The sequence below is a fragment of the Peribacillus sp. V2I11 genome, from assembly GCF_030817135.1.
Classification (GTDB): Bacteria; Bacillota; Bacilli; order Bacillales; family DSM-1321; genus Peribacillus; species Peribacillus simplex.
Map to the genome: position 1 here is coordinate 2721959 of NZ_JAUSYW010000001.1, position 21864 is coordinate 2743822.

At 37.8% G+C, this 21864-nt stretch carries 18 protein-coding genes, 2 pseudogenes and 1 riboswitch; of the genes and pseudogenes, 13 read left to right on the plus strand and 7 right to left on the minus strand.

Annotated elements, in window-relative coordinates; translation table 11 throughout:
- Positions 1-114: 114 nt before the first annotated feature.
- The gene (locus QFZ73_RS13100; protein ID WP_307266674.1) at positions 115-1764 is read right to left on the minus strand and encodes a M14 family metallopeptidase; all 1650 of its coding nucleotides are present in this window, start codon (positions 1762-1764) and stop codon (positions 115-117) included.
- 219 nt (positions 1765-1983) lie between these two features.
- Complete coding sequence (locus QFZ73_RS13105; protein WP_251426636.1) at positions 1984-2325, minus strand: DUF1450 domain-containing protein; 342 nt, start codon at positions 2323-2325, stop codon at positions 1984-1986.
- 265 nt (positions 2326-2590) lie between these two features.
- Between QFZ73_RS13105 and QFZ73_RS13110 the strand changes: the two genes are divergently transcribed.
- From QFZ73_RS13110 to ltaS, 6 genes and pseudogenes are all read left to right on the plus strand, one after another.
- Positions 2591-3541, plus strand: coding sequence for an ABC transporter permease (locus QFZ73_RS13110; RefSeq protein WP_307266680.1), 951 nt, complete (start codon positions 2591-2593; stop codon positions 3539-3541).
- Positions 3534-4481: an iron chelate uptake ABC transporter family permease subunit gene (locus tag QFZ73_RS13115; protein ID WP_307266683.1), complete on the plus strand. Its 948-nt coding sequence runs from the start codon at positions 3534-3536 to the stop codon at positions 4479-4481. The genes QFZ73_RS13110 and QFZ73_RS13115 overlap by 8 nt, the downstream gene beginning before the upstream one ends.
- Positions 4475-5233 carry an iron ABC transporter ATP-binding protein gene (locus tag QFZ73_RS13120; protein ID WP_307266686.1) on the plus strand — a complete coding sequence of 253 codons (759 nt, stop codon included), beginning with the start codon at positions 4475-4477 and terminating at the stop codon, positions 5231-5233. Before QFZ73_RS13115 ends, QFZ73_RS13120 begins: the two co-directional genes overlap by 7 nt.
- A 210-nt stretch (positions 5234-5443) precedes the next feature.
- On the plus strand, positions 5444-6388 hold the full coding sequence (locus tag QFZ73_RS13125; protein WP_307272755.1) for a siderophore ABC transporter substrate-binding protein: 945 nt from the start codon (positions 5444-5446) through the stop codon (positions 6386-6388).
- 321 nt (positions 6389-6709) lie between these two features.
- Positions 6710-8069 (plus strand): annotated as a pseudogene (locus tag QFZ73_RS13130) (IS1182 family transposase).
- Positions 8070-9282: 1213 nt separating this feature from the next.
- Positions 9283-11250 carry a lipoteichoic acid synthase gene (gene ltaS / locus QFZ73_RS13135; RefSeq protein ID WP_251426635.1) on the plus strand — a complete coding sequence of 656 codons (1968 nt, stop codon included), beginning with the start codon at positions 9283-9285 and terminating at the stop codon, positions 11248-11250.
- Positions 11251-11306: 56 nt separating this feature from the next.
- Here ltaS and QFZ73_RS13140 read toward each other — a convergent pair whose 3' ends face one another.
- Both QFZ73_RS13140 and QFZ73_RS13145 read right to left on the minus strand, forming a co-directional pair.
- Positions 11307-11927, minus strand: coding sequence for an RraA family protein (locus tag QFZ73_RS13140; protein ID WP_251426634.1), 621 nt, complete (start codon positions 11925-11927; stop codon positions 11307-11309).
- 403 nt (positions 11928-12330) lie between these two features.
- Positions 12331-12510: a hypothetical protein gene (locus QFZ73_RS13145; protein WP_063233999.1), complete on the minus strand. Its 180-nt coding sequence runs from the start codon at positions 12508-12510 to the stop codon at positions 12331-12333.
- A 118-nt stretch (positions 12511-12628) separates the two neighbouring features.
- On the opposite strand from QFZ73_RS13145, the gene QFZ73_RS13150 reads away from it, so the two are divergent.
- The 3 genes and pseudogenes from QFZ73_RS13150 to QFZ73_RS13160 all read left to right on the plus strand — a co-directional run bounded on the left by QFZ73_RS13150 (position 12629) and on the right by QFZ73_RS13160 (position 13474).
- Positions 12629-12958, plus strand: a complete 330-nt coding sequence (locus tag QFZ73_RS13150) for a DUF948 domain-containing protein (RefSeq protein WP_251426633.1) — start codon at positions 12629-12631, stop codon at positions 12956-12958.
- Positions 12959-12998: 40 nt separating this feature from the next.
- Positions 12999-13097, plus strand: a riboswitch (guanidine-I (ykkC/yxkD leader).
- 48 nt (positions 13098-13145) lie between these two features.
- Positions 13146-13354 (plus strand): annotated as a pseudogene (locus QFZ73_RS13155) (DMT family transporter); the annotation flags it as partial.
- Positions 13355-13360: 6 nt separating this feature from the next.
- Entirely contained in the window at positions 13361-13474 is a 114-nt protein-coding gene (locus QFZ73_RS13160) for a fibronectin type III domain-containing protein (protein ID WP_251426631.1), read from the plus strand.
- 275 nt (positions 13475-13749) lie between these two features.
- Here QFZ73_RS13160 and QFZ73_RS13165 read toward each other — a convergent pair whose 3' ends face one another.
- From QFZ73_RS13165 to QFZ73_RS13175, 3 genes are all read right to left on the minus strand, one after another.
- A complete protein-coding gene (locus tag QFZ73_RS13165; RefSeq protein ID WP_251426630.1) occupies positions 13750-14103 on the minus strand; it encodes a cupin domain-containing protein in 354 nt (117 codons plus the stop codon).
- Positions 14104-14358: 255 nt separating this feature from the next.
- Positions 14359-15924, minus strand: coding sequence for an autoinducer-2 kinase (lsrK, locus tag QFZ73_RS13170; protein WP_307266697.1), 1566 nt, complete (start codon positions 15922-15924; stop codon positions 14359-14361).
- A gap of 44 nt (positions 15925-15968) precedes the next feature.
- On the minus strand, positions 15969-16886 hold the full coding sequence (locus tag QFZ73_RS13175; protein ID WP_251426628.1) for a sugar-binding transcriptional regulator: 918 nt from the start codon (positions 16884-16886) through the stop codon (positions 15969-15971).
- A 366-nt stretch (positions 16887-17252) separates the two neighbouring features.
- On the opposite strand from QFZ73_RS13175, the gene QFZ73_RS13180 reads away from it, so the two are divergent.
- The 4 genes from QFZ73_RS13180 to lsrB are packed head-to-tail and all read left to right on the plus strand — an operon-like array spanning position 17253 to position 21841.
- Positions 17253-18758: a sugar ABC transporter ATP-binding protein gene (locus QFZ73_RS13180; RefSeq protein WP_307266701.1), complete on the plus strand. Its 1506-nt coding sequence runs from the start codon at positions 17253-17255 to the stop codon at positions 18756-18758.
- Positions 18751-19752 carry an ABC transporter permease gene (locus QFZ73_RS13185; protein WP_307266704.1) on the plus strand — a complete coding sequence of 334 codons (1002 nt, stop codon included), beginning with the start codon at positions 18751-18753 and terminating at the stop codon, positions 19750-19752. Before QFZ73_RS13180 ends, QFZ73_RS13185 begins: the two co-directional genes overlap by 8 nt.
- Positions 19753-19759: 7 nt before the next feature.
- Positions 19760-20758, plus strand: a complete 999-nt coding sequence (locus QFZ73_RS13190) for an ABC transporter permease (RefSeq protein WP_251426625.1) — start codon at positions 19760-19762, stop codon at positions 20756-20758.
- Positions 20759-21841: an autoinducer 2 ABC transporter substrate-binding protein LsrB gene (gene lsrB / locus QFZ73_RS13195; RefSeq protein ID WP_307266708.1), complete on the plus strand. Its 1083-nt coding sequence runs from the start codon at positions 20759-20761 to the stop codon at positions 21839-21841. It abuts the gene before it with no gap.
- Positions 21842-21864 lie beyond the last annotated feature (23 nt).

Below are 21864 nucleotides of genomic sequence, written 5' to 3' on the forward strand. Positions count from 1 at the left end.
TCGTTGCATTCAAGAAATCATGTCAGGCATATCGTCCCACATGATTAAAGGAGGGTGGAAATTAAAAACGCTTTGGCAATGAAAGCTGCCAAAGCGTCATTTAGATACTATGCATCATTTAACGGGTAAGGAAGATGGCAGCATATAGCGGTAAATCGGCAGTTCTTTTCCCTTGTCAGCCGGAATGAAATTGAATGTCACATAGCTGTCTATGCCTTCAGGTTCGAGGGCAAGGGAGATGAAGTTGGCATCAGGTTGGGCCATGTCGAAAACAAAGCTTCCTTTTGGGAAATCCCGGGTTGTTGAAGTGACGGTGGTAGTGACTTCCCTTGTGGAATGTCCGCTTTCCAGTTCACCGGAAACTTTTAAATCCTTGACCCTATAACTTTCAACAGCTACTTTCATAGGTTTTTTTAATTTTTTCAGTTCTACTCCCAATAGCTGAAGTTTCTTGGCGATATTTTTATATTCGGGTGGCAGGATATAGGCTGTCGGACGATCTCTAACAAGGGTAGGGTAGGCATCGGTAGAATCCAGCCAATCGATGGAGGCATCGACCATTTTAGCATTCGCCAAATCGACTACTGTCAATTTTTGATCCTTAACCAATTTATTTTCGCTGGTGATGACAATTTTATCGTTATCATTTGCTTTTCGCCCTTTTTGCACGACTTCAGTTTCGGCCTGTTTAACGGCCTTTTTAACTTCACTGGCCTGTTCGGCTGCCGTTTTGATGAATGCTGCCTGTGCTGTAGCTTGTGCAAAAACACGTCGTTTAAAATCCGTACGGCCGATATTGATTCCCCTTGTTTCAATTAAATAGGTCATTGTATTTTTCAAACCGAGGGCGTTTCGGCCAATCCGGGCTTCTGTGCTTCCTTCTGTGGCGGTAAGGACTCCATCATCGGAAGTAGCCAGTGTATAGTAATCGTGATAGGAAAGCTTTTCTTTTTCCAATGTTTTAAAAACATTAGGTAAAAACAGTTCATCGGAAGCCTTTCGAAGCCGTTCGGGAATATTTAAATTCTTGGCTGAGGAGATGAGTAAATCATAGGAAGCGATCGATCCATTTGCCCCCACCTTTTTGAGGGGAACGGGATTCACTGTATATTCATGTACATCCAGAATGACTTCCGGTTCATAATCATCGATTGACTGATGAATCATCTGTACTTCAGGATACTCCACTTTTAAGTAGTCCCTATTGGCATCCATGTCATTTGCGGTATATCGTTTGAAATAATAAGAACCATCAGGATTGACGCGTGGGACGATGGCAACATTCACTTTATCGAGGACATCACCAAGCTTGCCTTCAGCCAGCCATTGTGCAAGGACTAAAGTTGATTCACCTGAAGCAGGTTCATTGCCATGGATCTGAGCTTGAATCCAAATCAATGGTTTATGGGAACCCTTATTCAGTCCTTTTGAATCCTTGCTGAAAAGAAGCATCGGGATGTCGCGTCCTTCTGTGGATTTACCTATCGTCATGACCTGGATGTTCTTGTTTTTATGGGAGAGGGACTTGATATGATCCAACATTTCTTCCTGGCTCGTAAAGGCGATCTTGTTTTGTTTAAAGGCAGGGGTCTTGAAAGATACATTAGGGTCAGGGAAAAGGTGGGAGAGGTTATCCGGTTGAATGTAGCTTGGACCATTTCCATAATAAGGGGTGAATTCTTCTGCTTCGGCTATGGGGACAGGCAATCCAGTGACAAGACCTAGTGTTACGACTGATACGATGGTAGGAATGATTTTTTTCATGGACGTCCTCCTGTCTATCTTTTTCCATAAATTATCATATATTAAGCTATTTATACAGTGAAAACATAGGAAATAGTAAAAAACAGGAAGTAACGACTAGATTAATGATTCCAGAGCACACTTCGCAATTCCTTTTAATAGATGTTCATCACCTGTATTCTTTATAATTACAGGTAGGAAGTAAAAATGATACGGATCAAGCAATTTGCTTGGCACGTATCATTTCAATTCATCATGTAACTGATTTAAAAGATCCTGTGAATCTTCGCCACTCATTATCTGGCCATTCACTTTCGCATAGGGGGTTTTCTTACAAAGTTTACACTCACTCAAACATTCATATTCCTTATATTGAATCCTTGGATTCGCTAAGAACTTACCATAATCGGCAACTGTTTGTTCATTAAGGAAGCGGTCAAGATTATTTTGGCAAAACTCAATCTGGATTTTCGTCTTTTTTGAGAACACTTTGGATAGCAAATTTTTCATCATATCGCTTCTTTCGTTGGAAGAGTAAATATTTGTTATTTTGATTTTATCACTTCCTTTAACGAAATGCATGATTGGTTCATCCAAATTCATTACAATATGACTAGCCGGGGTTTATCAAAGTAATTCCCTTGTATATATTGACACATGTCTAAGAAATGATAGAATAAGAATGACTGATAATGAATCTCATTATCACAAATGGAAGAACTTTGTAACTATTGCAGCTTCATGATTTCCATTTCAATAGGTGACTTTGTGATAGTCTTTATTCAAATATATTTAATTACAAATATTATCGCTGTAATAACTGAGATAGGAAGAGTAGGAAATGTAGATGAAGATAAGATATTTAGTCATGGCGTTAATTGTTTTATCATTTACGTCATTATTCATTGGTGTAAAAGATATTACTCCCCTGGAATTATTGGATCTAAGTGATGATAAAGTGCAAATCATGCTGCAAAGCCGTTTCCCCAGAATGGTGACCATAGTCATTGCCGGTATTGTAATGAGTATAAGCGGTCTGATCATGCAGCAATTGAGCCGCAATAAATTTGTATCCCCGACGACTGCCGGAACCATGGATTCTGCAAGGCTTGGACTTCTACTTGCCATTATCATTTTTCCATCGGCGGCACTTATTGAGAAAATGGCATTCGCTTTCATATTCGCTTTGGCAGGTACATTCTTGTTCATGAAAATTCTTGATCAAGTGAAATATAAGGATACGATTTTCATTCCATTGGTTGGTTTGATGTTTGGTAATATCGTCGGATCCATCTCGACTTTCTTTGCTTATAAATATGATTTGATTCAAAGCCTCAACACTTGGATGAATGGGGATTTCTCGATGATCATGTCGGGAAGGTACGAACTTATATATGTAAGTATCCCTCTAGTCATTCTCGCATACTTCTTTGCCAATAAATTCACTGTTGCAGGGATGGGTGAGGAGTTTGCTATCAATCTAGGACTCAATTATAAGCTTATAGTCAATTTTGGGCTGATCATCGTGGCATTATCCTCAACTGTCGTTTTGTTAACGGTGGGAACGATTCCTTTCATAGGATTGATCGTACCAAATATTGTATCCCTTTACCTTGGTGACAATTTGAAAAAAAGTCTTTCTCATACAGCATTGCTAGGGGCAGTATTCCTATTGATCTGCGATATTCTGGGCAGGATCCTCATATATCCATTTGAAATCCCGATCGGACTCGTGGTTGGTGTCATAGGGAGCGCCGTATTTATCTATCTGATACTGAGGAGAAAGGCATATGAATAATAAAAGTAGGATCATTATATTGGCTGTTCTTGCAGCAGCTTTAACGGCAGGTTATATCTTTTGGGACCTTGGACCGAATTGGGATTATGCACTGCCGAGAAGGGTTATAAAAATCATCGCCATCATCGTGGTTGGTTGTGCTATAGCTTTTTCAACAGTGATTTTCCAGACGGTCACGAATAATAAAATCCTGACACCAAGCATTTTAGGGTTGGACTCCATGTATATGCTGATTCAAACGGGAGTGATTTTCCTCTTCGGTTCAACGCATATCATGATCATGAATAAAAATCTCAATTTCCTGATTACACTTGCGGCCATGCTTATTTTTTCCAGCCTGCTGTTCAAGTTCATGTTCAAGAAAAACCGCAATATTTACTTCCTATTGCTGATCGGTATCATCTTCGGAACCTTATTCGGCAGCATGTCTTCATTCATGCAGGTATTGATTGACCCGAATGAATTTCAAATCATTCAAAATAAAATGTTCGCCAGCTTCAATAATGTCAACACGGACCTGTTAACATTAGCTATTATCCTCATGATAGCGGCAATGATATATTTCATGAGATTTTTGAAGTATTTAGATGTCATGTCCCTAGGGAGGGACCAAGCCATAAACTTGGGTGTGGATTATGATTTTGTCACGAAGCGGGTTTTAATCGTCGTTACGGTTTTAATCTCCATTTCGATTGCCCTGATCGGTCCAATCACGTTCCTTGGATTGCTTGTTGCAAATGTGGCTTATCAATTCATTAAGTCCTATCAGCATAAACATATCATCCCGGGTGCAATGCTGATCAGTGTGATTGCCCTGGTCGGCGGCCAATTCATTGTGGAGAGGATCTTCACGTTCACTACAACATTGAGTGTCATCATCAACTTTGTCGGCGGTGTCTATTTCATCTATCTTCTATTAAAGGAGAATAAATCATGGTAGAAGTGAAAAATTTATTCAAAAAATATAATAGTAAAACGGTTGTCGAGGATGTTTCCATTGAAATAATGAAAGGGAAAATCACATCCTTCATCGGTCCCAATGGAGCGGGGAAAAGTACCGTCCTTTCGATGATCAGCCGGCTCATTACCCGGGATTCAGGAGAGGTCCTGATCGAGGGTAAGGATATGGGGAAATTCAATAGCAATGAACTTGCGAAGAAGATTGCCATCTTAAAGCAGGCTAACCACATCAATATCAGATTAACGATTCGTGAACTCGTCGCCTTTGGCCGTTTTCCGTATTCACAAGGCAAGCTGACTAAAGAGGATTGGAAATATGTCGATGAAGCGATTGAATATATGGATCTTGCAGACATGCAGGATAAGTTCCTTGACCAGCTTAGCGGCGGGCAGCAGCAGCGGGCCTTCATAGCCATGGTTATTGCTCAGAACACGGAATATGTACTTCTTGATGAACCCCTGAACAATCTTGACATGAAGCATTCCGTCCAAATCATGAAGGTATTGAGGAGATTGGCCGATGAATTAGGGAAAACGGTCATTATCGTCATTCATGACATTAATTTTGCATCCTGTTATTCCGACTATATTGTCGCGTTGAAGGATGGCAAGGTTGTTCATAATGGACCTACCGAACAAGTCATCAATTCCAATGTATTAAAGGAAATCTATGATATGGATATTGAAATCCAAAATATCAATGACAATAAGATCTGTGTGTACTTCACGTAAGACGATTCCATTTGGTTTTAAATTACTTCAGTATTCGTAGCCGTCCCAGAATCACCTCGTACGCTTCTTAGGCAGTTAAGAGTTGGCGGGCGCCGAAGACTTTAGCCGCCTCCTGTTCATATGGCAGGGAAAGTGATGAAGGTGAACTCTGTGAAGGTAAGGATTCAATATGTAATTTTTAATAAAAATTTTTTCGAGGTGACCATAATGATTAAGAAATTATCTTTACTGCTTTTGGTTGCAATGCTGGCTGTAGTGGCTGTAGCTTGTGGATCAGATAAGGAAAAAGAAGAATCAAACGCGAAAAAAGAAGGTGCTAAAAGCGAAGAAATTACAGTTAAGCACCAATTAGGAGAAACGAAAGTAAAAACAAACCCAGAAAAAGTCGTTGTATTCGATATGGGTGCTCTTGATACTCTTGATAAATTGGGTGTGGAAGTGGTAGCCGTTCCACATGATGGCCTTCCAAAATACCTCTCTAAATATGAAGGTACAACTGAAAATGCCGGCGGATTAAAAGAACCTGACTTCGAAAAAATCAACGAAATCGCTCCTGACTTAATCCTTATTTCTGGCCGTCAATCTGAAGCATATGAAGAATTAAGCAAAATTGCCCCTACTGTTTTTGTGGGTGTAGATACAACAAAGTATATGGAATCATTTGAAGAAAACGTAACACTTTTGGGTAAAATCTTCGATAAAGAAGACGAAGCAGCTAAAGAATTGGCAAGTGTTGAAGAAAACATCAATGCGTTGAAAGAAAAAGCTCCAACTGACAAAACTGGTTTAATCGTTCTTGCCAGCGGTGGAAAAGTAAGTGCTTACGGACCGGATTCAAGGTTTGGAATCATCCATGATGTATTCGGAGTACCTGCAGTGGATGATAAATTGGAAGTATCGACACATGGTCAAAGTATTTCTTTCGAATACATTGCTGAAAAGAATCCTGACTACCTATTCGTTGTAGACAGAGATGCGGTTGCGGGTGATGGAGCTGCAGCGAAAAAAACTGTTGAAAATGACATTGTGAAAAATACAAAAGCATTTAAAGAAGGTAACATCATTTATCTAGACCCTAACTACTGGTACTTATCAGGCGGCGGTTTAGAATCTGTTGACGCTATGGTTAAAGAAGTTTCAGAAGGCATTAAGTAATATAAATATGGTTAAAGGAAATCCTGTCCTCGATCGAGGGCAGGATTTCAGACTGTAGACAAACTCGATGAAAATCGAGTTTGTCTATTTTTATGGCTTGTACAATTTGGACGTTGATTTCCACTCCAGGCACTCGCTTTCCGCGGGCGGTCGGGGAGCCTCCTCGGCTTTCGCCTGCGGGGTCTCCCCTAGACGCGCTTTTCCCGCAGGAGTCTCGTACCTTCCGTTCCAATCAACTTTGTCTTACCTTTTAGATAGAACACTTTTGCCTGGAGTCATTTTTGTTTTAAAATAGAAGTATTAAAACTTGAGGTGATGAGGATGCTTTCTAAACATGATTCTATTCAGCGAGATCAACTTGAAATGATTACTTTAGATCAACTGGTGCCACCGAACCATTTGGTTCGTAAAATGGAGGCTGCCATTGACTTCACTTTCATTTATGACTTGGTGAAAGATATGTATTCAGAGGTAGGACGCCCAAGTATTGATCCAGTTATTTTAGTTAAACTGACTTTCATTCAATATACCTTCGGTATTCGTTCCATGCGTAAAACGATTGAAGAAGTTGAAACCAATATGGCTTACCGTTGGTTCTTAGGCTATGGTTTCCATGATAAAGTACCTCATTTCTCTACGTTCGGGAAAAATTATGAGCGACGCTTTAAAGATACAGACCTATTTGAACAGATTTTCTATCGCATTTTAATGACAGCTGCTAATAAAAAGTTAATAAGTGCTGAACACGTTTTCGTGGATTCCACACATGTGAAAGCCAGTGCGAATAAACGGAAATTTGAAAAGAAAATCGTTCGTAAAGAAACACGAGCGTATCAAGGACGTCTTCAAGAAGAAATCAATCAAGATCGTGAAAACCATGGAAAAAAGCCTTTTCCACCAGATAAATTTGATAAAGAAGAGACCAAAGAGATTAAAGAAAGTACAACGGATTCTGAGAGTGGCTACTATGTGAAAGATGAACGAACAAAACAGTTTGCCTATTCATTCCACGCGGCCGCAGACCGCAACGGTTTTGTATTGGGAACGATTGTAACACCTGGAAATACACATGACAGTCAGATCTTAGAGCCACTAGTTGAACAAGTGATTGAGAAAGTTGGAAAACCGGAAGCCGTTGCCGCAGATGCAGCTTATAAAACACCAGCGATTACAAGCTACCTATTTAACAAAGAAATCATACCGGCTTTACCTTATACACGTCCTCGCACCAAAGAAGGATTTTTCCGCAAACAGGACTATGTATACGATGAACATTTTGATTGTTACCTTTGCCCTTCGGGCGAAACTTTAAAGTACTCAACAACAAATAAAGAGGGCTATCGCGAGTACAAATCGCCAAAACAAATTTGTACAACATGCTCATTTTTATCTCGGTGTACAGAAAGCAAAGACTGTCAAAAAGTGGTGACACGGCATATCTGGCAAACACATGTGGAAGAAGCAGATCATCTGCGTCATCATCAAGATGTAAAACCTATATATGCAAAACGTAAAGAAACGATTGAGCGTGTATTCGCAGATGCAAAAGAAAAGCATGGTATGCGTTGGACTACTTTAAGGGGACTTAAAAAATTGTCGATGCAGGCGATGCTTACTTTCGCTGCCATTAATTTAAAAGAAGATGGCCAATTGGACATGGCGAGGTCCAAAAATGGCCTAACATAGTGGGCTCGTAGAGCCCCAATCTCTTAACTTTAGGCGAAAATTCAAAGGGAATTTCAAAAGGGGTTCAGAATTTTTTAATTCCGAACCCCTTTTGTCTACAAACTGAAATCCTGTCCTCGATCGAGGGCAGGATTTTTTATTTTTTATAATAAAGCTGGATAAAACAAATATACTAACAAAGGGGACGAAAAGAATCCTTGCAAAACACAGGTAAGCTTATAAGCCCCCCTACAACCCAATTAAGGGGAAAGAAAAGGACAAGGCCCATAATCACACCTTTTGTACTGCTATGGCTCATATGGGCTCCTTTCGGAAGAATATAACCCTTCAGCCAATATGGAAAAATTCAGTTTCTTCCTATTATAATGTCATTTGCATCCTTCCGGTTCCAGAAGGGGTTTAAAAATTGTAATTTAAGTGAACTTTGGTAAATTGAATCTTTTATGGATGATAAATTCTCCTGGAAAGTAAAAATAAAAAATAATAGGATCATCACTTCAAATCACTTCAAATTATAGGGGAGAATTGGGTGGATTAATTTTTTTGGAAAAAAATTATTTAAAAAAAGCTAATCAAATAAGCAGGAGGGGAATGATGTCGATATTACGCGAATTACATTTGTTATTTTATGGGATTTCAGAGCAGCAGGACGCAATAATAAACGGGGCAAACTTTTGCAGGCTTCGACTTTGAATGGGGTATCAAAAGTGCGGAAGAGAGAGGCATCCATGTAACCGGCAACCCATTTTAAACTGTCGAATTATCGGGAAAGAAATCCTGGTAATTTCAATAGCTTTCAATAATTGAAGATTTATATCTTTACATATTTTGTAATGTACTGGTTTTTTTATAAAGAGTCGTTTATAATGGTAAAAGCCTGAAGGACGTGAAATTAAATAGTGACTGTCATCCGCAATAACCCCAAAAAGTTACGGTGATATTTATTGGATTAAGACATGGAGTTCCTATATATTTGTTATAGGTGCGCTGGGCATTCGAGACGGGCGAAGCTCTGTTTATTTTTTCAAAGGTTGTTCATAAGCTAAAAAAGTGTTCTGGATATAGGAGTCATGGATGTGACAAAAGTGGTTTTCACAATCTTGACTATCCGAGTGTAAGAATGCTATTATAAGGTTTCGGATTTTCCGTCTTTTGTAAGTATGTAAAAATTTATATAAATAAACCACTAGATTAATAGAGGTGAAAGCATGAATAATTTTCTTAAAAAAAGCCGGCATTTATTTGCAGATAACATAATAGGCTTTTTCTTTATTGCGGTAGTCTTGTTTTGGATAAAAACTTATATTGGATATCGAATTGAATTTAACTTAGGTCTTGAAAATGGCCTGCAACAGTTCTTACTGTTCATAAATCCGATTAGTTCAGCCATTTTATTCTTTGGCCTGGCACTATTGGCAAAAGGGAAAAAATCGTTCAAATGGATCATCAGGTTGAACCTATTGATGTCCTTATGGTTATTCTTCAATATTGTATACTACCGTTCATTTACCGATTTCATTACATTGCCAACCTTGACGCAAGTGCAAAATGCCAGTGATTTAGGACCGAGTATTTTAGAATTATTTAAAACCCATGATGTATTTTATTTCCTTGATACGGTTCTTTTGATCATATTGTACAGATTCAAGGACTTTAAAGTGGAAGACTTCAAAGTCAAACGCCGTACAATTGGAATGGTTTACCTAGCGGGACTTGCAATTTTCGCCATCAATTTAGGACTTGCTGAAAAGGATCGCCCGCAATTATTATCAAGAACGTTTGACCGGAACTATATCGTCAAATATTTGGGCATGTTCAACTATACGGTTTATGATGCCGTCCAGAATACTAAAACATACGCTCAGCGTGCGACTGCAAATAGCACGGATATCGCAGAAGTGGTCAACTATACGAAGGCAACAAGCGCTGAACCGAACCCTAAGTATTTTGGTGCAGCTAAAGGTAAGAATGTCATCTACTTGCATTTGGAATCCATGCAGAATTTCTTGATCGATTATAAGTTGAATGGGGAAGAAGTAACTCCATTTTTGAACTCACTTGCAGCAGATAAGTCAGATTTCATGCACTTTGATAACTTCTTCCATCAAGTAGGCCAAGGTAAAACGGCGGATGCCGAGTTCATGCTCGAAAATTCCCTGTTCGGTTTACCGCAGGGGGCAGCATTCACTAATAGATCCCAAAATACGTATCAAGCAGCACCAGCGATTTTAGGACAGCAAGGATACACATCCGCAGTGTTCCATGGTAATTATAAATCTTTCTGGAACCGGGATAATATGTATAAGTCCCTTGGTTTTAATCAGTTCTTCGATGCAAACCATTATAATATGGAAAATAAAGAAGAAGTACTAAGTTACGGATTAATGGATAAGCCTTTCTTTAAAGAATCGATTCCTATGTTAGAAACGCTTAAACAGCCTTTCTATACAAAATTCATAACGGTATCTCATCATTTCCCATATGCCATGGACCAGGAAAAAGCAACAATCGGTAAGCATACGACAGGCGATGCTTCCGTTGATAGTTACTTCCAGACTGCACGCTATGCAGATGAGGCGCTTAAAGAGTTTTTCGATTATCTGAAGGAATCCGGTCTATATGATAACTCGGTAATCGTTATGTATGGTGATCACTATGGTATTTCCGAAAACCATAAAGAAGCCATGTCAAAAGTGCTTGGCAAGGATGTTGGCGCATTTGAGAATGCCCAATTGCAACGTGTACCATTATTGATTCATGTTCCAGGTGTTGAAGGCGGGGATATGCACCAATACGGAGGGCAGATTGACCTTCTCCCGACTTTATTGCATCTGTTAGGAATCGAATCTAAAGATTATGTACAATTCGGTTCGGATTTATTGTCAAAAGATCATAATGAAGTGGTACCTTTCAGGAATGGTGATTTTGTAACACCGGATGTCACTTCCATTAAAGGGAAATACTACGATACGAAAACAGGGGAATTGGTAGAGGAAAATGATGAGATCCTCAATTATAAAAAGAGAGCTGAAACGATGCTCAATTTATCCGACCAAGTAGTGAACGGCGACTTACTCCGTTTCTATACTCCAAATGGTTTTAAACCGATAGACCCTACTGATTATGATTACACATATGATGAGGAAGCTTCAAAGGAAGATAAGACCGATAAATAAATGAAAATAACAGGCAGGAAGCCATCGCTTCCTGCCTGTTTTTTATATATGTTAAATCATGCTTTATTGGTCATCATGGCAATATACTTCCTTATTTCTTCAGGCTTCCCTGCATATTTTACAGAACGCTGCTCATCTTTCATGATTTTATCCTTTGCTTTGATCAGGATTTCCTCACCCATGGCTTGCGGAACGACCACGACGCCATCTATGTCCCCTACGATAATGTCCCCTGGAAATACGGTGACACCTCCGCAGGAAATGGGGATATTGGTCTGGCCTACTCCAGCCTTGCCGCTTGAGGCAACCGTCGTCCCTTTGCTGAAAACAGGGAAATTCATTTCTTTAATGGCTTCAAGATCACGAATGACTCCATCGACAACGAGGCCGCCAATTTCCATGGTCTGCATCATGCCGACAACAAAGTCTCCTGCTATAGCCCGGTATGTATCACCTTTGCTGTCAACGACTATTATATCCCCAGCCTTTGCTTCGCCGATTGCTTTTAACACGGCTGAATTATCACCGACGGGCATCTGTACGGTCAAAGCTCGTCCGGCCATATGAAATTCTTCCTTTAAGGGTTTAATCGCCGATTCCAGATTGCTCAACCCTTCCATTGCATCAGAAATCGCCGTGGTGGGCAAATTCCTGAACTGTTGAATGAGAGTATCCATGACTATGATTCCTCCTTGAGAATTAATGAATATAGCCTAATTATACACAAACTTTGTAATTTTCTAATAGTTTTACGTTTGATAAAATGTAAATGAAATGAAGGGGGAGGGAAGTTCTGCTGACACAAAGGGTTTCAAGGCAGATGCCTTTTTAATCAATCGTTTGATTAAATTTATACGACGCGTTTTTTTTATGTTCATTAATCGAGTCACGCATGACAGGTCCCTACCTGATGACTATATCAATCAAAAGATGGCCACCGATCCGTACAGGAACATTCTTCTATAGATCAAGAGAAGAATGTTGGTGCATATTCTTGGTGTTTTCCTGATCTGGATGCCGATGTTAGTGAAGAAATCCATAACAGATGCTGGAGGTCACTCAAGGGGTTGACAACAATCTTCAAAGCAGGAGCAGAATCAAGACGGAGGTTGCCAATGTAAGCCAAATGGGGCTAAAAACTTCTGGATGAATGATTAAAAAAATGATTCCTGCAATAGTGGCAGCCTGCTGAATGGTCATATGTCTAATGAAGTGTATTCCAGCTTTAAAACAGGCTTTAAGCAGAGGCATTTGATTCATTTTCATTCCTCCCTTTTCTTTCAATAATATGACCAGGCATAAAAGAAAATACATGGGGATTCGTTTTCCGCTCAATTATTCGGGTATAGTAAAGGTAAAATAAAAGGAGGAATCATAGGTGGTCATTGTATATATTAGTCTTGCCCTCTTTATCGGATCGATTATCTATTTAGCGTTTTTTGCTTTTAAAACATTTAAGGATTCCAAACCGACTATTGATAATGTGACCGAAACCGTTACACGCATTCAGGCAAAAACGGATCAGATTAAATCGGAGACGGACCAACTCACCATGACACAGCATGAAATCACTGAAGATGTTCAATATAAAAAAGAGGCCATACAATATACGGTTGATGCGGCTAAAGAAATACCTGAACCCTTTAAAAATATTTGGTTTTCAATTAAAGGTGACAAGTGGAAGCTTAGAAACAGAAGTGATTCATAAGCGTTTGCCCGATTTGAAATGTACATGATATAGTATGGAAATAAGGAGTTTCTAGAGTTCCTCGGTTGAATTTTACCGGAATGGTCCAAGAGAAACGCGCAGGAATCTGCGTACACGGAGGGAAAAAAGCCCGGGAGGTCATGGTTTATGACCTTTCGGGCTTTTTCTGTAATTGGAGGGAAAAAAGTTGTCTTGGATTCAATTGGTGATTGCAGGATTATTTGAAGTGGTATGGGCGACAAGTTTAAAGTATACCGAGGGTTTTCCGAAATTATTACCTTCTTTCATAACGATTGCTGGTATGGTTATTAATTTTTATTTTTTGTCATCGGCGATAAAAACTCTGCCTATGGGAACTGGTATGCAATTTGGACCGGAATAGTGGCTCTTGGTGCAGGTTAAATGAGAATTCATGAAGCCATCATGGAAGGATTAACCCCAAATACATCCTATACTTACCGTATAGGAAGTGCAGCCGATTGGTCTGAAGCCTATACACTTTTACAGCAGAAGTAAAAAGGTCCAGCTCTGCGAAAGATCTATTGTGGGGGAATCAACCAATTTAAAAGAAACCCGACAGAATATCTTGAAATTATGGAAAAAATGGCTAAACCAATATTTGCGTTAGTTCAGACATTTGAAAAAAAAGGAAATTAATCTTTCACTACGTTCTCTTGAAACGAGCAATCACTAAGTGTCAGTTATTCTTTATAACCTTATTCATTTATACATAAGTAGTGATGATGGACTTCGAAAGATCATTTGCCCCGCACATTTGACCACTTCAAAAATCAAACAGTTGGTTTATAATCTACTTCAACTTTATCTTTTTCTTGGTAAGGAGAAAGCATAAAGGCAGCTTTAAAGTCTGTATTCCCTTTATTTATTAAATAATGAACTTTTTTTGGTTCAACATGGATAAAATCTCCCTTTTTACATGTGAAAACTTCATTATCAATATGTATTTCTAATTCCCCTTCGAGGATAAAGAAGTTTTCTTCCATGATATTATGATAATGGGCAGGGAAATCTTGTCGGGGCTTTAAAACAACAATTCCAAAATTCATTCTTGGTCCTTTTAAAAGATATTTTGGACCGCTATCTCCAAATCTATATTCTCTTTCATTCTCGTTAACAATTGTCATTGTAATCACTCCATATATTTATTTTGGCTCTTTTCGTAGAGTTTGTTGTTTTTGCAAGTTACAAATTCGAGCTGATGTTGATTGTAACGGATATGCGAGACTCCTGCGGAAGAAGCGTGTTGAGGGAGAATCCCGCAAGTGCAAATCACTGAGGAGGCTCCTGGACCGCCCGCGGAAAGCGAGTACTTGCAACCGGAAATCAACCCTTGATCATCGTAAATATCATTTAAAAGCAACACAGTTGCGAAACAGCCTTTATTTTAATCCAGGTGCTATCCACATATGTTCTGTTAAATCGTTGTCTGCTAATTCTAGTTGTTTTTTGTAAATATCTTTCCACTTTTTATATAAATCTTCATATACTACGTTATTCTCGTGATTTGGATAATACGTTTTTTCGAATTTAATTACTTTTGAAATCGCATCATCGAAATCGTTATAAACTTTTGCACCTACTCCGGCACAAATAGCAGCACCAAGAGCAGTTGATTCTCTAACTACGGGGACTATTAATCGTTTGTTAAGTACATCGGAAACAATTTGACACCATAAATCGCTTTTTGATGCACCACCAGCAAAAATAATGGACTCAGGAGATGTATTTGTTATTTCATTAACCAATTCAATATTTCCTTTTGTTACAAAGGCGGCATTTTCCATAATAGATCTGTAAAAGCTTGCCTTATTAAATTTCTCTGAGTCCAGTTTGTAATTGATAAAGCTTGGGGCTGCATGTTTCCAAGCCTTATAGTTCATTATATTGGAAAATGTACATAGCATACCGTAGCTGCCAGCTGGTATGTTACGTGCTCGTTTTTCCATTTGTGAATAAATACTTTCTCCTGTTTCATTTTGAATATGCCTTTCAAGCTCACAGAAAGAATCTCTAAACCATCTCATTACTAAACCGGGGAAGAATGCAATTGCTTCATACTGCCAAGTATTGGGTACAGCATGGCAATTAATTCTTACTCTACATTCGTCATCGATTTCAACATGATTCGTGGTAAATTCGTATTGCCAAAAACTCCCCCCAAAAACGGCTGCATCTCCTTCGTTGACAACTCCACCACCAATGCATCCTAACTGGGCATCTCCACCACCCGCAACAACTAAAGTTTCTGGACTTAAACCTGTAAGCGTTGCCATTTTTTCGGTGACATTTCCAATAACTGTTCCACTTTCATGAACAATTGGAAAAATGTCCTCCCTTAGATTTACTTTGTTAGCTAATACAGAGTCCCAAACTCTTTCTTTAATATCAAATAGCCCGGTTGTACAGCCGTTTGAAGGTTCTACTGAAATGACATCTGATAAACGATAGGTAATCCAGTCATTGAGCATGGTGACATACTTCATTTTTTTATAAGTCTCAGGCAGATTATTTTTTATCCAAAGGATCCTAGGAATAGCTCCTAAGGAAAATGTTTGACCTGATACCTTATATAGATCAGATTCTATTGAATCGCTTATGCTATAAAGATTATAAACTTCATCATTTGACCGCGAATCTACGTTTGCACAAGCCCATAATTCTTTTCCTTCTTCGTCATATAAGACAATCGCTTCCCTCATACTTGTGGTTGATATAGAGATAATATCTTTTGGAGCTACTTTGCTTTTTGTAATGGTTTCCTTTATTAGTTCAGTAATGATTTTGATATTTTGATTAATATCAAAATCCATTGATCCTGGATATCTCGTATCCTCTTTATGCGTCCATTCAGATTGAGCGACACACAATTCCTGGCCTAATGTATTAAATAAGATTACTCTAACACTGCCGGTTCCAGCATCTATAGCCATTAGGTATTTTTCCATAATTACCTTCCTTTCAATGATTTACTGAAACATTTAAGTTCTCCCTAAACCAAACTTTGAGCTACCAATTCATCAGTAATAAGTACATCTATGCATCCCCCCTTAAGTGCACCTATTATTGCATCCTTTTTATCAAGGCCTCCTGCAACTGCTACAACATGATTAAGTGATTTTAATACATCAATTTCAGTACTAATCAGCTTTTTATGAAAATCTAAATCTAGAACATGACCATTTATGTCGTAAAACTGGCTTAGTAAATCGCCAACGGCGCCCTTTGTTTTTAAAATTTCAAAATCATTCGCATTTAGGTATCCTTCTTTAACTAAAGTCGCTCGATCATTAAGAGCACCAATTCCTATTACGGTAATATTCGAATAAGGAATCATTTCCAATATTTTTTTTACCGGTTTTTCCTCTAGCAAATGATCTGCAATATCTTTTGAAGATACGAGTAGGGGAGTAGGAACAATGTAGTGATTATATTTTGGATTCGTATAGTAATCGGAACTTGTATCTATTGCTGTGGGCATGTAGAACTTTACGCCGCCAGACAAAGATACAAAAGTAATTTTATATTTAGTGGATATTTGTAAGTGTCCCAGGGTTTTCGATACTGCTTCTCCGTAACCTATACTTATCATTGTATCGCTTGTAATTCGATCTTCAATGTATTGAGCAGCAGCTATTGTAAGACTGTCAACTGTATTGTCATGGGAGGTTGGGACAATATAAATATCCTTCAAATTGTATTTTTCTTTAATCTTATTTTGGATCGTCAGATTATCCAATTCTTCTAAGTTAATTTTGAATTGTATAACATTGTTTGTTTTGGCTTTTTCGAGGTATTTAATCACCTTCATTCTAGATAGGTTTAGAGATTTGGAGATTTCATTTTGAGTCAATCCTTCAATATAATACTGCCAAGCAATTTTTACGATTAAGTCATTCTCATATGTCATTTTTCATCACTCTTTTATCATTATTTGGATTTAAACAAAATATTCATCTATAAATATTTGTTTTGAAAAATTAAAAATAATAACAAGATAAATATAAAATGTTAACGATTTTGTCATAGCGGGAGAATAAGAATAAACGTATATTTTAAGCCGTTTTTATGTATATTCAGTTTTGAAATTTATTATCACTTAAAAAATCAATAGTATTTTTTGAATAATCAAAATAGTTAAAATGTGAATAAAATGATGCTTACTTAATAAAATGTATTAAATTATAACTGAAGTATCCTTAAGAAAACGGTTACAAATCAAAGTTGTTTAAACTACATACATAGACATATTTTGAGAAAGTATGGAGGATCTTTTATGGAAGTATTAAGACAGCTAGTGAAATTTGAAAATATCCAGAAGTCATTTAATCAAAATAAAGTGTTAAAGGGTGTTTCTCTAGAAATCAGCGAGTCAGAAGTGATTTCGATTATAGGCGGTAATGGAGCTGGAAAGAGTACGTTGATGAAGATCCTTACGGGAGTTTATAAAGCGGATGAAGGAAGTATAGAAATTAATGGGGAAAAGGTCGTTCATTTTAATCCTTCGATCGCCCATAGTAAAGGAATTTATTTGGTTCCACAAGAACCGCTGCTATTTCCAAATATGACTGTCGAGCAAAATCTAACGATTGGATTTAGTAAGAATAAAGTTGAAGTAAGAGAGCAAGCAAGAAGGTTAATTGAACAATTAGGTTGGAATCTAGATTTAAATAGATTTGCCATTTCCTTATCAATAGCAGAGCAGCAACAAGTGGAGATTATTAAGGGAATCCTAAGAGATGCGAAGGTTCTCATATTGGATGAACCAACTTCTTCATTAACGTTTGCTGAAACGGAGTCTTTGTTTAAGTTAATCGAAAAATTAAAATCCTCTGGTGTAGGAATATTTTATATAACTCATAGATTAGATGAAGTTTTTCAAGTTTCAACACATGCCGTTATATTGCGAGATGGAAAAGTGACTCTTAAAGGAAAGGTAAATGATTTTACAAAGGAAATGTTAATCAAGGGATTATTACCTTTGGATAGCGAACGGAGTGGAAACGAAACATTTAAAAGGGAATTTTTGGATCGAAGTAAGGAAGAACCCATACTTAAGGTACAAAAATTAGGTGGAGACGGCTTCAAAGATATTAGCTTTGATGTATATAAAGGAGAAGTAGTTGGTCTAGCTGGTCTTGTTGGAGCTGGAAGAACTGAGATTGCAGAGGCCATTTATGGAATGAATAAAGTCCAAAGCGGAAAAATCTTCTTGAATGGAAAAGATATCACAGATTTATCTGCTAGTGAAACAATTGAAAGCGGTTTAGCTTATATACCTGAAGACAGGTTTTTGAACGGGATTTTTTCTATAAGTTCTATAAGTAGTAATGTTACAGCACAAGTAATAAAAAAACGCCGATTTTTCATTGATAAAAGATTTGAAAAAGATATCACGGATGAGTATGTTAACAAATTGAGTATTAAAATCAGCAGCCAGGATGATGAGGTTAAATCCTTATCTGGAGGAAATCAGCAAAAGGTTGTTATAGCAAGAATTTTATCAACAAATCCACAAATCATCATCATGGATGAACCAACAAGAGGAATTGACGCAGCTGCCAGAAGTGATATTTATTCCATCATTACTCAATTAAAAGAACAGGGATACTCCATATTACTCATTTCATCAGATTTGGAGGAAATTGAAAGAATTAGTGACCGAATATATGCCATTTATCGGGGAACCTGTAATGTTTGTTTAGGATTTGATGAGATAAATGCAACTAATGTGATGAGCGCGGCTTTTGGCACTTATAAAGGAAGTGAAAGACATGTCTAAAGTCAAAAGTATGACAAAGCATCGAGAATTTAGAACGCTGGTATTCTTAGTTTTGCTGTTTGTGATTGTAGGTTTAGTTAACTCTGATTTTATTTCTTCAGGAAACATACACAATGCGGCTAAGAATAGTTTGCTTTATATCGTGCTTGCGGTAGGGATGACATTTGTTTTATTGACTGGCGAAATCGATATCTCTATCGGTGCAGTATTAGGTCTAAGTGCTTCAGTTAGTGGAGTTATTCTTAGAGATGGCGGGAGTATTTTCCTGGCTGTAATAATAGCGATCACAATAGGCGCTGTTATTGGATTGATCAATGGATTAGGAGTGACTAAATTAAAAATCTCTTCATTTATTATGACCCTTGGCATGCTCGAAATTGTCAGGGTAACCCAAGTGATTTTTACAAATGGAAAGTGGGTTGAGAATCTTCCAGACAACTTCAAACACATTTCACAGATGAATGTGTTCGGAATAAATATATTAACGATCATTATCATTTTAGCAGTTATTCTCGTTCACTTTTACTTATCCAAGAGTAAAAAAGGAAGGTACTTCGCTGCGATTGGTGATAATGAGGATGGTGCCGTATTAATTGGAATACCTGTTGATCGATACAAAGTTATTGCTTTTGTCATTTCAGGTGTTTCAGCTTCCATTGCTGGGCTAATATTTGCCAGCCAAATTGGCTTTATTTCAACGACTGCTGGATTGGGAATCGAAATGATTGTAATCGCTGCAGCAGTTCTTGGGGGAGTATCCTTAAGCGGAGGTATTGGGTCCGTTATAGGGGCATCAATTGGAGCGATTATCATGAGTTCCATCAACTCTGCTTTAGTATTCTTGAAGGTCCCTGCATTCTGGAATTCCGCTATTTCAGGTTCTTTATTAATTATCATTGTTGTTGCTGATGTCCTAATTGCACGCCGAGCTAACAATAGAACAAGAAAGGTTAGATTAAATGCAAGGATACTAAACTACAAGGAGGAGGTGTGAGATTAGGATGTTAAAAAAAATACCCAAATGGAACTTAGTCTTATTAACTACTTTACTTGCAGAAATCATGATCTTTGGTCTGATTAACCCGAGATTTTGGAATATAAAAATTCTATTAAATAGCTTTAACGATTTTGTAGGGATCGCAATCATTGCCTTCTTCGTTACTTTTGTCATCATTACTGGAGGTATCGATATATCTGGTGGATCCATTATCGGATTAACATCTGTGGTAACGGGTCTTCTGTCTCAAGTTTACGGAATGAATATGTGGGGTGCAGCTCTTCTTGCAGTATTAGCCGGTGGATTATGTGGTTTGCTGAATGGCGTTCTAATTGCTTATGCAAGGGTTCAAGCGATGGTCATAACGCTTGGCGGGATGCTTTTATATAGCGGTATTGCTTTAGTTTTGGTTGGAATGTCCGGAGCAAGTACTTATGAAGGGATTTCCGGATTTTCACAAGGGTTTATCAACCTAACGAATGGGGAATTATGGGGAGTCCCGCATTCAGTTATCATTTTTGTTGTCATGCTGCTAATTGCTTACGTGCTACTTCATCGGACGCGATATGGAAGATATATTTATTTAACTGGAATTAACCAAAATTCTGCAGAGTACTCTGGAATCAATACGAGGAAAATAATTACTAGTACATATGTATTATCAGGGCTAAGTGCAGGAATAGCAGGGATTATTTTAACTTCATATTTGGGTAGTTCTAGAGCAGATTTTGGCGCTGAATATTTAATGCCAATCTTAACTGCCGTTGTATTAGGAGGAACATTAATAACAGGTGGTAAAGGGGGTGTTACCGGGACGGCTCTTGCAAGCATAATCATTGGTTTCTTAAAACTAGGATTGCAAATGGGAGGGGTCCAAACACAATATATAGGACTAGCAACAGGGATGCTCTTGATTATTTCAGTAGCATTTATGGGAGGTCAAAAATTTAAGTTGAATGTTAGAAGGTTACTAAATTTTAAGAAAGATAGAGAGGTAATCTGAATGCGTAAATCAAAATTTTTCAAAGTATTCACTGGTCTGGCAATTTCAACAATGTTATTAGCAGCTTGTAATAGCGAGGATGCTGGAAGCAGTACTGATGGAGAAAAGGGAGAAAAAGATGCGAGTGATATTGAAGTAGTCTTTATCCCAAAAATGACAGGGAATGCTTTCTTTGAATCTGGGAATGACGGTGCACAGGAAATGGCTGAAAAAATTGGTTTTAATGTTAAGTATGATGGTGCCCCTGAAGGAACAGTTGCAAATCAAGTGCAAATTATTAATAGTGCAGTTAATAGTGGTGCTGATGCAATAGCAATTTCGTCTGTTTCTTCAGATGGATTAAATCAAGCATTACAAAAAGCATTAGATGCTGGAATTAAAGTTGTCACTTGGGATTCAGATGTTGATCCAAAATATAGATCAGCCTATATAAATCAAGGAACACCTGACATTTTGGGTGCCATGCTTGTTGACATGGCTGCAAAACAACTTGAAAATCCTGATGAGCCACAACAAGTTGCTTGGTTCTACTCAAGTCCAACTGTTCCAGACCAAAATTCATGGGTTGATTATGCTGAAAAGTATATTGATGAAAAATATCCAAATTGGGAAATTGTAACAAAGCAATTCGGGGAAGGAAACGAACAGGTATCTCTACAAAAGGGAGAAAGTATCTTAGATACCTATCCTGATATTGATGTAATCATCTGTCCTGATTCAACTGCTCTTCCTGCTATGGCGCAAGCAGCACAAAATAAAGGTTTAAACAAGGAAGATGTGGTTATTACTGGATTTGCTTCTCCTAATTCAATGAGACAATATATTGAAAATGAAACAATTGAAAATCATGGTTTATGGGATGTTAAAGATCAAGGTGCACTAGCCGTTTACATTGCGTATCATTTAGCACAAGGAAATGAATTAAAAGTTGGAGGTACTATTGATGTCCCTAAGCTTGGAGAAGTAAAAGTAGAGCCTAACACAGTTCAAGGCTATGATTACGAAGCAGAAGACTCTGGTATCATCATATTGCCTGAAAGAATAGTATTCACAAAAGAAAATACAAACGAATACGATTTTTAATAATAATTATTAGAATATAGTAA

What these genes read in the sequence shown, in the direction of transcription:
- QFZ73_RS13100 (WP_307266674.1), bottom strand. Translation starts at nt 1,764, where the DNA reads ATGAAAAAAATCATTCCTACCATCGTATCAGTCGTAACACTAGGTCTT.
- QFZ73_RS13105 (WP_251426636.1), bottom strand. Translation starts at nt 2,325, where the DNA reads ATGCATTTCGTTAAAGGAAGTGATAAAATCAAAATAACAAATATTTAC.
- QFZ73_RS13110 (WP_307266680.1), top strand. Translation starts at nt 2,591, where the DNA reads ATGAAGATAAGATATTTAGTCATGGCGTTAATTGTTTTATCATTTACG.
- QFZ73_RS13115 (WP_307266683.1), top strand. Translation starts at nt 3,534, where the DNA reads ATGAATAATAAAAGTAGGATCATTATATTGGCTGTTCTTGCAGCAGCT.
- QFZ73_RS13120 (WP_307266686.1), top strand. Translation starts at nt 4,475, where the DNA reads ATGGTAGAAGTGAAAAATTTATTCAAAAAATATAATAGTAAAACGGTT.
- ltaS (WP_251426635.1), top strand. Translation starts at nt 9,283, where the DNA reads ATGAATAATTTTCTTAAAAAAAGCCGGCATTTATTTGCAGATAACATA.
- QFZ73_RS13140 (WP_251426634.1), bottom strand. Translation starts at nt 11,927, where the DNA reads ATGGATACTCTCATTCAACAGTTCAGGAATTTGCCCACCACGGCGATT.
- QFZ73_RS13145 (WP_063233999.1), bottom strand. Translation starts at nt 12,510, where the DNA reads ATGAATCAAATGCCTCTGCTTAAAGCCTGTTTTAAAGCTGGAATACAC.
- QFZ73_RS13160 (WP_251426631.1), top strand. Translation starts at nt 13,361, where the DNA reads ATGAGAATTCATGAAGCCATCATGGAAGGATTAACCCCAAATACATCC.
- QFZ73_RS13165 (WP_251426630.1), bottom strand. Translation starts at nt 14,103, where the DNA reads ATGACAATTGTTAACGAGAATGAAAGAGAATATAGATTTGGAGATAGC.
- lsrK (WP_307266697.1), bottom strand. Translation starts at nt 15,924, where the DNA reads ATGGAAAAATACCTAATGGCTATAGATGCTGGAACCGGCAGTGTTAGA.
- QFZ73_RS13175 (WP_251426628.1), bottom strand. Translation starts at nt 16,886, where the DNA reads ATGACATATGAGAATGACTTAATCGTAAAAATTGCTTGGCAGTATTAT.
- QFZ73_RS13180 (WP_307266701.1), top strand. Translation starts at nt 17,253, where the DNA reads ATGGAAGTATTAAGACAGCTAGTGAAATTTGAAAATATCCAGAAGTCA.
- QFZ73_RS13185 (WP_307266704.1), top strand. Translation starts at nt 18,751, where the DNA reads ATGTCTAAAGTCAAAAGTATGACAAAGCATCGAGAATTTAGAACGCTG.
- QFZ73_RS13190 (WP_251426625.1), top strand. Translation starts at nt 19,760, where the DNA reads ATGTTAAAAAAAATACCCAAATGGAACTTAGTCTTATTAACTACTTTA.
- lsrB (WP_307266708.1), top strand. Translation starts at nt 20,759, where the DNA reads ATGCGTAAATCAAAATTTTTCAAAGTATTCACTGGTCTGGCAATTTCA.